This window comes from Crossiella sp. CA198, from assembly GCF_052078295.1.
In the GTDB taxonomy this organism is placed as follows: Bacteria; Actinomycetota; Actinomycetes; order Mycobacteriales; family Pseudonocardiaceae; genus Crossiella.
This window is the reverse complement of the sequence record NZ_JBQJIM010000007.1, coordinates 104,759-120,043: the sequence shown is the minus strand read 5'-3', so window position 1 is coordinate 120,043 and position 15,285 is coordinate 104,759. Positions and strand designations below refer to the sequence as shown.

General features: G+C 71.7%; 7 protein-coding genes. 1 reads left to right on the top strand and 6 read right to left on the bottom strand.

Going from position 1 to position 15,285, the window contains the following annotated elements; translation table 11 throughout:
- Positions 1–2 precede the first annotated feature (2 nt).
- Positions 3–1,547: a nucleotidyl transferase AbiEii/AbiGii toxin family protein gene (locus tag ACTOWY_RS13575; protein WP_441309967.1), complete on the top strand. Its 1,545-nt coding sequence runs from the start codon at positions 3–5 to the stop codon at positions 1,545–1,547.
- Between the two features lie 20 nt (positions 1,548–1,567).
- On the opposite strand, the gene ACTOWY_RS13570 is transcribed toward ACTOWY_RS13575, so the two are convergent.
- Genes ACTOWY_RS13570 through ACTOWY_RS13545 form a run of 6 tightly spaced genes read right to left on the bottom strand, consistent with a single transcriptional unit; the run spans position 1,568 to position 15,055 of the window.
- Positions 1,568–3,505, bottom strand: coding sequence for a hypothetical protein (locus tag ACTOWY_RS13570; protein WP_441309966.1), 1,938 nt, complete (start codon positions 3,503–3,505; stop codon positions 1,568–1,570).
- Positions 3,502–5,682 carry a hypothetical protein gene (locus ACTOWY_RS13565; protein ID WP_441309965.1) on the bottom strand — a complete coding sequence of 727 codons (2,181 nt, stop codon included), beginning with the start codon at positions 5,680–5,682 and terminating at the stop codon, positions 3,502–3,504. Before ACTOWY_RS13565 ends, ACTOWY_RS13570 begins: the two co-directional genes overlap by 4 nt.
- Positions 5,679–8,819, bottom strand: a complete 3,141-nt coding sequence (locus tag ACTOWY_RS13560) for a tubulin-like doman-containing protein (RefSeq protein WP_441309964.1) — start codon at positions 8,817–8,819, stop codon at positions 5,679–5,681. The genes ACTOWY_RS13565 and ACTOWY_RS13560 overlap by 4 nt, the downstream gene beginning before the upstream one ends.
- Positions 8,820–8,853: 34 nt before the next feature.
- Positions 8,854–11,037, bottom strand: coding sequence for a VWA domain-containing protein (locus tag ACTOWY_RS13555; protein ID WP_441309963.1), 2,184 nt, complete (start codon positions 11,035–11,037; stop codon positions 8,854–8,856).
- The gene (locus ACTOWY_RS13550) at positions 11,034–13,565 is read right to left on the bottom strand and encodes a CHAT domain-containing protein (protein ID WP_441309962.1); all 2,532 of its coding nucleotides are present in this window, start codon (positions 13,563–13,565) and stop codon (positions 11,034–11,036) included. Before ACTOWY_RS13550 ends, ACTOWY_RS13555 begins: the two co-directional genes overlap by 4 nt.
- Positions 13,562–15,055, bottom strand: a complete 1,494-nt coding sequence (locus ACTOWY_RS13545) for a hypothetical protein (protein ID WP_441309961.1) — start codon at positions 15,053–15,055, stop codon at positions 13,562–13,564. The genes ACTOWY_RS13550 and ACTOWY_RS13545 overlap by 4 nt, the downstream gene beginning before the upstream one ends.
- Positions 15,056–15,285: the final 230 nt, after the last annotated feature.

Below are 15,285 nucleotides of genomic sequence, written 5' to 3'. Positions count from 1 at the left end.
ACATGTTCTCCGGCGACTTCGAGGTGCACCTGACCGGCTCCGAATGGGAGGCGGACCGGCTGGCGGCGTTCGCGCGGCAGCATGGCGTCAAGTTCAGCGATATCAAGCTCGACCGCGGCGCGACGCCGTTGCAGCCGATGCTGACCGTCTCCGGCAGCGGCACCCTGGCCGGGCTGCACGAGCTGGCCAACCACTGGCGGGCCGAGCTGATCGCGGCCGAGCTGCACGTGCTGCGGGTGAAAATCGAGGCCGCGCCATGGAATCAAGGCGTGCCACAGTCCGATGTGGACGCTCACCCTGACCTGTACTTCGAGCACCACGTGAAACTGCTGCTGCCCGACGACCAGTACAGCACGATCAGCGCGGTGGACAAGGTGATCCACGAGCACGACGCCCGGCTCTCCCGCAACGCCCGCCGCGAGCACACCGACGGCGAGGAGCGCTTCGTCACCCAGCGCTGCCACGGCGTCGGCCGCGGCACCGCCCGCGCCCGGCTGGACGCGCTGCTGACCGCGTTGCGCGACAACGGGCACACCGTGCTGGAGGTCGAGGAAGAGTACGTCGTGCACGACGACGCGCTCGGGATCGACACGGGTTGGCTGGAGCCGGATCCGGCAACGGAACGGATCAACCCGCGGGAGAATAGGCTGCGCACCGCGCCCGCGGGCATCGAGGGCTTCCCCTCCACCTACCAGCCCCTCACGGTACGGCCAGGGCAGGACATCCGGCAGCGGGCCGCGTTCGACCCGGCCGTCAAACAGTTCGAGAACGCCTACCGGCCGGGCGAACCGGTGTTCGGCGACCCGGCCGAGGGACAGCGCTGGCTGGCCGCCCGGCGCGCGGCCATGGCGCACGTGCTCGCCGTGGTCGCCGCCTCGCCGTGGGCGGAGAATCTGGTGCTGCGCGGCAGTATCGTGTTGCGGGCCTGGCTCGGCGCGGCCGCGCGCGAACCAGGGGACCTGGACTTCGTGGTGGTTCCGCCCGGTTTCGCCTTTGACGGCCCGCAGGCCAAGGCCATGCTGGACGGTCTGATCGCCGCTCTGGCCACCGACCCCGGCCCCGGTCTGCGTGCGGATCAGGTGCGCTCCGAACACATCTGGACCTACGAACGGGTGCCCGGCCGACGACTGGTGTTCCCATTCGACGTCGACGGCCTGCCGCAGGGCGCGATCCAGCTCGACCTGGTCTTCAACGAGCCGTTGCCCGAACCCCCGGTCACGGTGGCGATCCCGCCGCTGGGCACGCCGATGCGCACCGCCTCCGCGAGCCTGTCGCTGGCCTGGAAGGTGCAGTGGCTGATGACCGATCGCTACCCGCAGGGCAAGGACCTCTACGACGCGGTGCTGCTCGCCGAGCACACCACCGTGCCCCTGGACCTGATCCGCGAGCTGCTGCGCCCGGAACTGGGCCGGGAGGCCGCGGCCTTCACCCCGGACTCGGTGCTCGACCTGGAGGTGGACTGGGCCAACTTCCGCGACGAGCAGCCCGGCGCCGAAGGCGAGGCCCGGTCCTGGCTGGACCGGCTCGCGGCGGCACTGGCCCGCTGATCCCGGTTGGCCCGCTGATCTCACATCCCGACCGCACCCCGCTCTCCGCCGAACACACCGGCCATGGCCAGGATCGACACCAGCGGCTGCAACACCCGCGACGGCGCGAACCCGCGTGGGAACACGGGTTCCTCCGGCGCGGCCTCAGTGCCGGTGGCCGAGACGAAGTGCAGGGTGCAGCGGTCGAACACGCCGAACGGGGCCAGCGCGCCGAATTCCTGGCGCTGGTGCAGGAACGCGTACACGTCCCGACTCTCCCGCCAGATCAGCTCGGGGTCCACTGTGGTCAGTCGCTGGCTGCCCTCGCGCAGCCAGTGGCTCACCGGCGGCTGGTAACGCAGCCGATCTGCTTTTGTCGCCACGATCGCGGCGGGCAACCGCTCCAGCTCGGGCACTGCCTGGAAGCGGGCCAGGGACATTTCGAGGGCCTGATTCCCGCCGCGTTCCGGCGTCGGCTCCAGGCCGTGCACGAACAGCACCGCGTCGACGCCGATCAGGAACCGGGCGGATTCGTTGTCCCCCACCGCTTCCAGGTCCTCCCCCGCCACGTCGAAGAGCACCAGCGGCCGGGTCCGGTGTGGCCCGCGGATCAGCAGGATCTCGGCCGGGCCGGTGACCTGCTTGGGTGTCCGGGGCAGCCGGGCGCCGCGACCAGCCGGTTCCAGCACGGCGCTGCGGTACTCGTCGTGCCGGTGCAGGTCCAGTGGCACCACGGTCAGCCCGTACGGGGCGAGGCCGTCCCGCTCCACCAATTCGCGGACCAGTGCGGCCAGCAGGTGGGACTTGCCCGCGGTCGGCCTGCCGATCATGGCCACCACCAACGGCGGCTCGTGCGCGAAGTAGGTGGCGGGCAGGTAGTGCTCGCCGGTGTCGCCGGAGGGGTTGGGGCAGCGGCGATAGGTGTTGACCAGGTTCATCCCGCCCTTCACCGGATCCCGGCCGTGCACCGTCAGCTCGTGGTAGGCGCCGTCCGGATCGCGCCGCCACAACCCGTTCTCCGGCGGTGGATAGCGGTCCAGGCACACCGGACAGCGCACCAGCGGCGGCAGTTCGTCGTCGGTGGTCCGGATCCGGCGCCATATTTCCCTGAGCCTGGGCCAGAGCTGTCCGTCCTGGTCCTGTTCCGCCGCGGCGCGATCGCGTTTGCGGCGCAGCGCCAGGTCGAAGGCGTGCTGACCGGGTGCCAGCCGCGCGCCGAGGTCGATCACCTTGGGCCGCAACGATTCCCGGAGTCTGTCCAGTAGTTCGGCCGGGCCGGGGCGGGCGGTGGGCGGGTCGGTGAACACGCCGTCGAGCAGCACCCGCAACGCGCCGCCGTTGGCGTGCAGATCCGGTGCGGACCGGCCGAGGTGGCCGGGGTAGGCGGCGCGCCAGATGACCAGTCCGGCGTCCCAGATGTCCGCCCGGATGTCGCCGGGCGCGGCGCGATGGAAGTCGAGCAGCTGAACCGACCGGGTGGTCGGGTCCCAGCGCAGCGCGTCCAGGTCCACGCCGCCGTGGGTGAGCCCGGCCACCTCGGCCAGGTGCAGGGCCCGCAGCAGACCGGCCTGGAACCGGTGCCGGTCCTGGGCGGACAACCGCGGCAGCGCTTCGGCCGCGGGCACTCCCCTGGCGGGCTCCAGCAGGACGAACGGATCTTCGCTGTCCACGTCGTAGTACCGCAGTCGCGGCAGCTCCGGCGGATACGCCTCGGCCGGGAAGAGCTGGGCGAAGCGGTGGGTGGCCCGGATCTCCCGGTCCAGGGCTGCCAGGGGCCCAGGCGCGCCCGCGGGATCGCGCGGCACCTGCTTGTGCAGCAAGGTGATCCCGTTGACCGCGACCAGCCTGGACGGCAACGGACCGTGCTCCGCGGGCGCGAGTGGCCGGGCGGGCGACTGACCATTCGCCATCTCCGCGAGCGGGCGCAGGGTGAGTGTGTGCACGGTGCCGTCCACGGCCCGGCAGCGAACCTGGTTCATTCGAAAACCCCTTGCCGCAGCGGGACGAAACGCATCGACCCGGCCAGTTCCGAGTCGCCGGTCCAGGCCACCTCGCGGCCCGGTCCGCCGCTCTCCCTGGTCAGTTCGCGCACCGCGGTGGAGGCGAAGCGCACCAGTTCGGCGCCCGCGGCCAGTGCGCTGACCACGCCGAGGTGCCGGTGGTGGCAGAGCTGGGTCATCTCGTCCCCCGCGGTGCGGGACAGCGCCTCGGTGACCCGGGAGGCCGCCCACAGTTTGGTGGCCAGGGTGTCCCGGTGCGCGCGGTCGCCGTTGAAGGCGAACGGCGGCGCGGGCAGCAGGCCGTGCCGCCGCACATGCTCGTGGTAGCTCGCCAGCAGCCGATCGCAGGATGTGGTGTACTCGGCCGGGTCGACCGGCCTGCCCGCCTCGATCCCGGCCCAGCACGGGCGCAGCGCGGCCAGGGTCAGGTCCACCAGGTCGGTCAGCACCACCTCGCGCACCTCCTCGTAGACGTCCCGGTCCGGTGGCGGCTCCGGTTCGCCGTCGGTGGCCAGGGCGATCTCCTTGCCGGGCAACGGGGTGAACAGGTCCTCGGTGCGGGCTGCGAGCGCGGCCTGGATGGCGGTCAGGCCCAGCACGGCCTGACCGAGCCCGTCGGCGAACAGCGCCCGCCGGGTCGAGGGCCGCCAGTCCGCCCGCGCCACCCGGTGCACCAGCCGGTCGATCTGCTCGACCTGCGCGGACAGCTCCGCCAGGTTCAGGCAGGTCCGCCACTGCCGGACACTCAGCTTCCAGCTCGTGGTCACCACCACGAGCAGCACGAGCCAGCCCATGGCCGTCATGCCGCCGCCCCAGGGCAACGGCCGCAGACCCACGATCGCCATCGCCGCCCAACTGACCAGCACCGGACCACCCCAGAACAACGCCGCAGGCAGCAACGCACGCCGGACCCCCAGTTCGCCGGTCTCCGTGGGTCGCCGGGCGTGCAGCAGCAAGCCGCTGCCGAACCAGGCGATCGCGAGCAGCGGCACAAAGAGCCAGGGCAGCCACCCGATCGCGGCGAACACACCGGCCGTCATGGCCAGGACGGCCGCGGCACCAGGTGGTGGCTCAGTCTCGAAGTCGGGCAGGAACCGACGTGGGGTGAGCGCGCCCAGGGTGTCCAGTGCACCTAGACAGCCCTGCGGCTCGCGTTCGATCTTGACCGCGTTCAGGTCGGGCAGCAGCCTGCCGATTGAGCGATACCGCCGCAACCAGGTCTCCACCAGCTCGCGCACCTCATCCCGCGCCTGCCGCCGACTGCTCTGTTCCGGGCCGCGCAACCCGCGTTCGGCCACGGCCAGGTCGCCGATCTGCTGCCCCAGCAGGCTGTCGTTGACGTGCTTGAGCTGTCGCTCGGCCTCCCGGTGGTAGGCGTGTGCGCTGTCGACGGCCTGCCGCGCCGCCGCCCCCACCGCGGAGCCTGGCCGCTGCGTCGTCAAGATCGACAGCGGGTGATCCAGGCGGTTGAGTTCGAGTGCGGCGTCCCCGACCGCTCGGTTGGCGGCGGCGCGAGCCCGCTCCAGTGGACCTCCGGCCACCAGCACCGGTTCGGTCTCCCCGGCCTCGGTGTACCGGCCGATGGCCGCCCGGAACTCGGCCCTGGGTGGTTCCGGCGCGCTCACCCCACCGGCGTCCGGGTCGGTGAACAGGCTGATCGCCTCCTCCTGCACCCGCCGCCGCTCGGCCTCGTGCAGGCTGGTCCGCTCCAGCGCGAGCCCGACGCTGGCGGTGCTGTAGGGCAGCGTGCTCACCGCGTGCACCACCGCGTCGAAGACCACCGGCTCGGACAGCGCGGCGATCAGCTGGTCCAGATTGGACGGCGCGCTCGGCCGCACCCCGCGCACCAGGTGATCGGCGGGCCGCCAGTGCACCCCGTGCTCGTCGCTGACCCACAGCGTGGCCGCCCGGTCCACCGGGCCGAGTGCGGGCGCGGGCCGGATCCGCACCTCGTCCCTGGCCGCGCCGTCTCCGACGGCCAGGCAGATCACCCCGGACACCAGCGGACTGCCCAGCAGCTCCTGGTACAGCTCATCGTGCTCGGCCGCGGTGCCTGCCCCGTCGATGACCAGCACCGATCCCTCGATCCGGTCCACCTCGGCTTCGCCGGCGCGCAGATCCAGCACGACTACCGACCGTTCGGTTGGCGCGCTCACCGGTCCACCGCCGGGGACTGGCAGGCGAAGTACTCGGTCATGCCGCGCAGGTTGGGGAAGGGCGCCTGCACGCCGCGGAAGGGCAGGTCCAGCGCGGCGGGCAGCGTCTCCTGCCAGAACTCCTCGATCAGGTCGATCTGCCGGGCGGCGTCCAGTCCCGGCCGGGCCCGCAACTCGTCCACCAGCCGGAGTTCCTTGGCAGGCAGCTCGTACAGCGTGCTGAACAGCGGCGCGGGCGCGGCCGGGTTCCGGTCGATGTCCAGCGGCACCGCGGCGATCAGCTGAGCGGCCAGGCTGCTGCGGGCCCCGCTGCCGTCGCTGAGCGCCCACTCCTCATAGGCCTGCAACAGGCTCGCCCAGGAGGACAGTCCGCCGAACGGGGTCAGCTCCAGCACCAGCGGCGTGGCCTCGGCCCGGCCGGCCCGCACCCGCACCCTGGTGGGACTGCGGTCCTGCCCCGGCGCCTCGACCTGCACCCAGCCGTTCCACATCGCGTTGAGGAAGGACTGCAGGATCAGCGCCCGGTCAGCGGGGGTGGAGACCGGGTAGCCCTGTTCCGTGCCCAGCCGCTGCCGCCAGGACAGCCGGTCCCCCGGCCGTTCGTGCCGTTGCGCCGCACTGCGCAACCGGATCGCCTCACGCACCTCCGGCACCTGGGTGATGCTCATCGAACTGCGGAAGAGCACCACCACCAGCGAGTCGGAGTCGTTGGGGCGGAACTCCACCGCCTGCTGTTCCACCTGCAGCGTCCGCAGCAGCTCCCGCCCCAGGCAGGCCTCCACCTCAAGATCAGGCGCGCCGGCCGGGTAGGAGATGAGCACCTTCAGCGTGCCCTCGCCGGAGGGGGCGTAGCCGCTGGGCACCATGCCGGCCAGCTGGTTGCGGAAGTGCGCCACGTCCGCGTCGTCGAGCAGGCTGCTGGGCCTGCCCGCCGCCGCGGTCAGCAGCTCCCGCATGGCCGGGATGATCGCCCGCTCGCCGCCACCGGGCCGCAGGCATTCCGACACCGCCCGCCGGATCCGTTGCCGCACCCGGTGCACGGCCACTCCTGGCCGTTCCCGCCCGGCCCGGTAGGCCTCCCGCCAGCCGTCCGTGCCCAGGATCACCGAGACCAGGTCGGCGGCGGAAGTGTTGGCAGGCAGGCGATCCCGGTAGCGGTTGATCAGGTTGACCTTCACCCGCTGGTAGAACGCCTGCATCTGGCCGTCGTCGGGCGGCAGCAGGTAGGACACGCCCAGCCGCCGCTCGTACAGCTCGGCCGAGCGCTGGGTGAACTGGCGTTCCTCGGTGGCGAGGTAGTCGGTCAGTTCCCCGGTCATCGCGGCCACCTGCCCGCAGAAGTCCAACCAGCGCGGTTCCCAGATCCGGTGACAGCGGGCCCACGCCTCATGCCACTGCCGCCGCAATCGCCAGTGGTACCAGGCGTTCTGCTCCTTGACCACGTTCTGCACGGTGTCATCGCCCCAGCGCGGCCTGCGCAGCACGGCCCGCCGGTGCAGTGCCTCCGGCTGGGGCGCCTGCAACCCGAAGTCGTAGCCGGGCGGGACCTTGGCGGATTCCATCCGGCTCTTGAGGATCCGCTCGAAGCCGCCCTTGTCCAGTCCTTCGGTGTAGCCGGGATCGCCCTGCAGCACCCGGCGCAGGTGGAACGGGTCGATCGCGCGCAACAGCTCCTCGGCCGCCCGCACCGGGGTGAAGTCCTTGGCCAGTCCGCCGATCCGTGGGTCGAGCAGTTTCGCGTTGCGCTCCAACGAGTCCTGCATGCTCCGGATCCGGGTGTTGAGCGCGCGCAGGATGGCGTCGTAGCCGACCGGGGCGTCCTCCACCTCGGCGAAACCCTCCAGCGGCGCGCAGGCCCGGAAACCGTCCAGCCCGCAGTCGGTGTCGAACCGCTCGATGTGCGGACGGTTCTGCACCCCGGGACTGGACGGGGTGGCCCGCATGTCCCGCACCGCCTCGGCCAGCAGCCGGGAGCCGACCAGGTCGGCCAGCTCACCGAGCGGGATGCTCAGCGAGGCGACCGAGGCGGTGGACAGCCCGCATCGCCCGACCCCGCTGTCGGCCAGCGCCGCGCGCGCGGTGTTGTCGTTGACGAACCGATCGGCGAACGGGACGCCACCCTCGGAACCGGCGCTGACCAGCGCCATGATCAACGAGACCATGGACCGGATCAGGTCCGCCCGGCCGATCCCGTTGTCCGGGCGGCCGAAGAGGAACGCGGTCTGCACGGTGGCCGGTTGCAGGCCGATCGGATTCGGCTCACCGGGCACCCGGATCGTGCTCCGCCCACCGGTCTGCCGCCCGTCCCGCAGCGCGTCCTCGACGCCCTGCGCGTTCTGGTCGTCGATCAGCCGGAACAGGTCGACCAGCGCGGAGGCCGCGTTGAGCACCGCGGGCCTGCCGCCGCCCATGCCCTCCGGGAACGCGGACGGCAGCAGCACCAACGGGTAGATCCTGGGCTGCACACCGTTCTGCCGCACCAGATCGCCGATCAGGTAGAGGTAGTCCAGGAACAGTCCGCAGCCGGTGCCCCCGGCCACCGAGAAGACCACGAACACGTCCAGGGTGTTGTCCAGGGTCCCACCGAGTTCCCGCAATACCGGGCCGGAGGCTCCGATCCGTTGCAGGGCGGTGGTCACCCCGTGCAGCACCGTGTTCGGGCCGCCGCCCTGGCGCATCGTCTCGAACAAGGCCGCCCGCGCCACCGTCGGCAACTGACCGGCGCCGGCGTCCAGCGGCGCGACCCTGGGGTCGGATTCCGGGCTGGGCAGCCAGTGGATCACCTCCGGCTCGGTGCTGATCCGCAGCGATCGTTGCACCTGCGCGCTGTTGTGATGGTTGGGCGGCACCAGGTTCGCGATGAGGTTGGTGGTGGACTGGGCCGCGGCGTGGTGCTCGGCGCTGGGCACCACGTTGGGCAGCACCTTGCTCAACTCGGTCATGTTGAGGTCGATGTAGGCGAACTGCACGCAGGACGGCAGCTGGTAGGGCCGGTAGTCGTGGCCACGCATCCGGCTGATCAGATCGGTGCCGTCCGGACCGCAGAACTGGTTGCGTAGCACCCGTTCCAGTTCCTGGCCGGTGCTCAGGCCGGTGCCGCCGATGCCGACCAGCAGCATTGCTCGATCGAGAGCCATTCCTTTTCCTCACCTGGGTTTCGCGTGACTGGGTTCAGGAGTAGTAGTCGTGCTGCGTGGTGCTCGGTGGCAGCGGCTCGGTGCGGGCGGCCGAGCGGTCGTGCAGCACGAGTTCGAGGCCGTCCCGCAGCTCGTGCCTGCCGCCGGGGCCGAGGTCCAGCTGATCACCGGCCGGGCCGGTCAGGGTGAGTCCACCCGGGCCGCGGCGCACGGTGTACCGGTCGCCGGATCCGTTGTGGCCCAGGCTCATGCCGATTCCGGGTTCGTCCCGCAGCACGAAGCCGAACCGCTCACCGGCGATCTGGGCCCGCAGGGTGTCCAGGCTCTGGCCATGGCGAGTCAGCTCCACCGACACTCCGAGCACATCCCGCCCGGCCCGCTGTTTCCGTTGCCGCCGCAGGAATCCGGCCACCAGCGCCACTAGTCCGGCGGCCAGCAGCACGCACAGCCACCAGAATTCCTCGAACCAGGACGGCTTGGGCACTACCACCCGGGAGATCAGCAACTCCCCGGCGACCGTGCCGTTGGTCTCGTCGACCAGCCGCAGCCTGGCCTGGTTGGGCCCCATCGCGGTGCCAGGTGCGAAACGCAGTGCGAAGTCCTGTTCCTTGGCGCCCGCCGCCGGAACGTCCACTCTGGACGGTTCGACCGAGATCACCGCGCCCGGACTGGGTTCGGCGACCTCGATCCTCAGCGTGCGCGGCTGGCCGGTGGAGTTGGTGACCTGGGCCTGGCCGGACAGCGAGTCACCCACGGTCACCTCGGTGTCCACCCCGTCCAGGGTCAGCGCGCCGCTGATCCCGGCCGCGCCCTGGGCGATCCGGGTCGGGAAGGGCCGCCGGTCGCCGCTGACCCCGATTCCGGTGACACTGCCGAAGAAGTCCAGTCGCCCGCTCGCACTGCCGGGCACCGCGACGCCGCCGGTGTACTGGCCGTCGCCGTCCTGATCGGTCAGTTCCACCGCGGGCTGGGGGCCGAACCCCTCGCCGGTCAGTTCGGCCAGGAAGCTGAGTCCGCGCAACTGAGCCGGATTGGTGACCGCGCCACGAGAGCCGCGGACCTGCATGGTGACCTGTGCCGTGCTGCCGGGTTGTGGCGCGGGCGGGGCCACCCCGATCACCGCGCGCACCGCGCCCTGGAAGATGGCCACCGCGCTGACGTTGCGCGGCCGCACCCCGGGTGGCGCGGACAGTCGCACGGTCCAGTCCCCCGGTTCGGGGTTGACAATGCGCAGCACCTCGGCCTCGGTGCCCTGCCCGCTGATCTCGAACCTCGACTCGCCGAGCGTCCCGTGTGCGGGCGCGGGTCGGCCCTGCGGATCGTGGTAGGCCACCACCACCCGCGGATCCCGTTTGTGCACAACAAAAGCACCCTCACTGGCGATCGCGGGCACGGTCAGCGGCAGATCCAGGCTGCCGCCCGCGGGCAGGTCGCCGGTGACCGGATCGCTCACCCCGGCGCAGCGCGCGGACCGGGAGGCCGCGCCGATGGCCCGCAGCAGATCCGCCGAGGTGGTGATCACCGTCGCACTCGGCGGCGAAGTCCTCGCCCCGCAACGATCCTGACTCGCCCCGGTGGCCAACGCGTTGAGCTGGGCGAGATCCGCCTGACCAAAACCCAGTGGCCACACCGAAATCTTGGCCTGGTTCAGCTCGGCCAGCAGTCCGGGCAGCTGTCCCCTGGCCGCGGCGTCGCGTGCCTCGGGGCTGTTGCCGTAGGCGGGACTGCCGCTGACGTCCAGCTTGCCGTCGCTGAGCAGGTAGACGATCTTGCGCTCGTCCGCGGCGCCGGGTGTGTTGAGGTGGCTCAGCGCGGCTCGCAACGCGGTGACGTGGTCGGTGCCGTCGCCCTCGTTCTTGGCCCGGCGGCGGAGTTTCCCCACGCAGTCGGCCAGTGCCTGGTGCTTCTGCGGAGTGTCCACTGTGGTTGGTGGGCAGACCGGGTCGATCGGCGACTGCCCGGAGGCGTCCGCACTGGCGAACCCGATCACCGACACCGTGGACTTCGGCGCGGGCTCGCCCTGCACGATGACCCGCACCGCGTCGCGTTCCCTGGCGATGTCCTCTTCGGACAGACTGCCCGACTCGTCCACCAGCACCACGATCCGTACCGGCCGCAACTCCGGTGGCGGTTCCTGCGCGGCGGCCGGAAGGGGTGAGAAGCCGGACAGCGCAAGGATGATCGCCACTGTCCAGGCGGCCCATCGGTGCGTGCTCATCGCTGTGCTCCAGGTGTCGACTCGGGTTGGGGGATACGGGTCAGCCATCGCAGCAGCGGTCCGCGACGGGTCTGGTAGCCGGTGTCGCCGCAGAGACTGAGGGCGGCCCATCGGGTGGGGTGCTGGTCCGGGGAGTCCAGCTCGCGTTGTGCGCGGAAGAGGGCGACATCCCGCGGATACCGCCGCAGCAGCTGCTCGAATCGGTCGATGGTCCGGGTGGCTAGCAGATCCACGGTTTCCCAGCGCGCCGCGAGCACCGCCGAGGCGCCGGCGGCCAGCGCTACCCGGACGAACCCGAGGTGCTCATCGCGTCCGATCCGCTTGCCCATGGCCGATTCGCACACGCCCAGCGCGATCGTGCCGGTGCGGCTGAGGTCGAGGTCCTGGCACTGGGCCGGGCTCACCCGGCCCTCGGCCAGCAGCATGGCCGCGTTGGCCGGGTCCCCGCTGTAGTCGCCGTGACTGTCGATGCGGACCACGCGGTACGTGCCCGCGGCCAGTGCCGCACGCAGCTCGGTCGCGGTGGCCCGGGCACCGCCGAGAATCATCCGGCCGGTGATCGGGGCGGCCGGGGTCACCGGCAGGTCCGGCAGGTTCGGGCCGTGCAGCACCAGCATGTCCGCCGGTCGCGTGCCGCGCTGCCCGCGGGATCGCCGGTGCAGCGGGGCGCGTGCGGCCAGGCAGGGCAGGGTGGACAGCGCGTACCGGCGGCCGAGCACGGTCTCCGACTTGCCGTAGCTGAGCAACCCGAACGGAATCTCGGCCAGTTCACCACCGGCCACCACCGTGATCCGCCGGACGTGCGCGGGCAGCGCTGTCCTGTCGGGCAACCCCAGCAGTTGCGCCAGTTCGGGCAGCAGCCGGTCCAGGTCGATGGTTCCCGGCGTCGCCTCGGCCAGCCGTCGTGCGCCCTTGTTCCGCCAGCACCCGGCCAGCGCGTCGATCGTGCTGATCAGCCGGGTCCGTTGGCAGCCAACGGAATAATACTCAGTCGACACGCCGCGCCAGGTTCGTCCAATGAGGACGGAGTGCACGGTGTCCGGAGCGGCGTGCAGCAACCAGATCCACTGGTCCCTCGGCAGTCCGCGGACCGCCCGGCGGATCCAGCGCCGCGCCCCCGCGCGGTCCCCTGGTGCGGGCAGCGCGCGGGTGGCGCCCCACTTGAGCTGGGGCAGGATCGCCGCGCCCCTGGCCGCCTCGATCGCCACCGCCACCAGGTCGTCGACCCGGCCGCCCTGTTCGGCGGCCCACCGGATCTGCTCGTCGAACTCGGTGGCGGCGGCGTGCAGCATCCGCAGCCGCACCGCGTCGGTCGGTTGCCGGGCCGCCAGTTCCTCCTCGGCCCGGTGTGCCCGCGCCAGGGCCCTGGCCGCCCGGTCCTGGTGCAGCCGGGGATCCAGTTCGAGGTAGGCGTGCCCCTGCACCCGCCAGGCGGCGATCCGCAGTACTGGCACCGCATCCGCGGCCGCCAGGCAGTCCCGGCTGTGCGCCACCGCCTGCCCCGCCACCGAGGCGTCACCGGAGTTCCGGGCGGTGGCCAGCAGGAACTCGGCCATCGCCAGCTGCCATTCGGCGTTCTCGGCTCCGGTCAGCAGCAACTGTTCGGCCTCGGCGAACTCGCCTGTCCTGATCAGCCAGCGCACCCGGAACAACCAGTGCTCCCCCGCCGCCAGCAACTCGACCGGTAACGTGTCACCATCGGCGAATCGTTGCGCAGCAATACTATTCTCGTCCGGACGGGCCGAATTCGCCGCGGCCGCGAACAACTCCGGCAGCGCGGCCGTCGCCTCTTCATCGGCCCGGACCAGCCGCAGCAACCGGATCCGCGCCTCCAGGTAGAAGTAGCGCAACGCCGCGTCCAGGGGCCCGGCCAGTGCGGGCGCCAACTCGGCCAGTGCCTCCTCGTACCGCCCGACGATCCGCAGTTCCTCGGCCCGGCTCAGCCGGTCCCGCGGTGACCGCGCCCCGCCCGTTCGCCGCAGCACCACCGGCCTGCCCTCGCTCAGCGCGAGCATCCGCAGATCCTCCGCCAGCATCGCCATCACCGCCGTGTTCCCCAGTGCCGCATAGGCTTTGCGCGCGGACCGCAACCGCTCCCTGGCTCGTTCGTACCGGCCTTCCTGGCTGGCTACCAGGCCTTCCAGCCGGCACAGCAACGCGTGGTCCACCGCGGCGGTGCAACTCCGGCGGGCCTCGACCAGGTCCCTACCGACCGTTCGGTAGTCACCACGACTGAGGTTGGTCTCCGCCCGCAGCAACAACAACGTCGGCTGCGCGCCGTACCTGGTCAGGTAGTCCGCGCACCAGGTCAGCGCGGCCGTACTGTCGCCAAGCTCGCGCAACCGGCTGACGTGCTCGGCGGCCAGCGCGGTCCGCAGCTCCGCCGACTCCGTGTCGGCCAGCTGCACCGCCCACCGGTAGGCCTGGTCCAGCGCCACCCGGTCCACCGCCTCCCGGGCCGCGGTCAAGGCGAGCGCGAACGGCGAATCCGAGTCGACGGTGAACTCCCCGCCCGGCCCCGCGGTCATGGGCAGCTCTCCGCGTTCGATTCCCGCTCACTGGGTTCCTGGCACACGCTGAGCAACACCAGCAGCCCGCCGATGCCACGCCAGTCGTCCTCGACGCGGAAGCCGCTGCCGGTTCCGGCGCCCGCGGGACCGGGACGTTCCTGATTGCTCAGCTTCCAGGTCCGGTTCGACCCGCCGGGCAATCCCGGTGCGCCCGCCTCGCCGGTCAGCTGGACCACCCGGATCCGGATCTTGGCCTCGACCGGGATCGCGGCCGGTGGCGCACCCGGCTTGTCCGTGCCCACCAAAGCGGCCGTATCGGCCTGATACACCAGCGCGTCGGCGGGCTGGACATCCTTGATCGTGCCCGTCTTCTCCGACACCACCCTGATCGCCGCAACGTCCACTGAGGACAGTCGAGCGGGTACCACCAGACGCACCTGCCGCGGTCCGGCCGGAGTGGCCACAGTGGACTCGGCGAGCACCCGCGAGGAGGTCGGACCGCTGCCCACCTCGATCCACCCGTTGCCGTAGCGGTAAATCGTCTGCCCGTCCGGCCCCAGGTAGGAGTAGCGCATCCCGGGCGCTCCGGTCAGGCCCTGCGCTGGATCCTTGCCCACCCGCTTGATCGCCTCGCGCAGGTGCGCGGCCTGACCGGGTGAGGCGATGATCTCCCGCTCCGGCCGGGCGCCACTGCTCGGCGTCTCCTTCACCCGCACCGTGCCGGTGGACACCTGCTGGTACGAACCGCCGACCACCAGGTCCTTGCCCTCGGTCTGGAACGTGGTCCGGTACTCGCGGTTCGGGTACTCGCCGCGCAGCGGGGCCTCGGCGAAGGGCACCGATTCCCTTGGCGTGCCGGTGATCCGCACCGAACTGCCGTCCGGGCCGCGCCGCAGGTCCACGGTGGTGCGGTCGGCGATCTCGCCCTGGTTGTCCCGGCTGACCCGGTCGAAGCGGGCCGAGCCGGTGGCCGGGTCGACCTGGGTCTTGGCCGGATCCAGGGGGCTCGCCCGCCGGATGCCCTCGGGCAGCGCCTCGGTCCCGGCTGGCTTGCCGCGGCTGCGGGTGAGCCCGTCGGCGAGCGACACCCCGCCGGAAATCCGGTACAGGCCACAGCTTTCGGTGGTTTCCGAGGGTATCGGCAGCACCGCTTCCCCTGCCGCCGACGGCGGGGCGACCACGGCCAGCGGACCGCGTTCCCGCAACTCGTCGTGCCGGGCGTACCAGTCGGCGAAGCTGCCCGGCTCGATCTCCGGCGCGCTCATCGCGATCCGGCCACGTCCCTGAGTGGTCAGCCACTCCAGGGCCGCCGACCACCGCATCAGCTGATCGGCCCTGGTGAACTGGGGTTCGTAATCGGCGACCTGGAGGTAGTTGCGGTCCCACCAGTTGAGGCCCCTGGCGAAGGAGTAGCTGGGTTCCACCTCGGTGCCGCCCGCCCCGTCCGCGCGGGAGAACAGGCGGGTGGCCCTGGCCCCGATGGCCAGCCCGGTCGGCGAATAGGACACCGCCGCGTCGTTGGCGCCGAACCACAGGCGACCGGTCTCGTCCTTGGATTTGCCCCGCGCAGAGGCTGGGCGGCACCGGCGCCTTCGGGTTCGGCACGAAGCCGGGCACCGCCCGCACCGGCACACCCTGACCGACCCCGGTCGTCCAGGACTTCGCCACAAGATCAACATAAAACAGCGTGAAACCCGCCTCGGTTCCCGCCAGGCCGCCGTCGTAGCGGGCCTGTGCG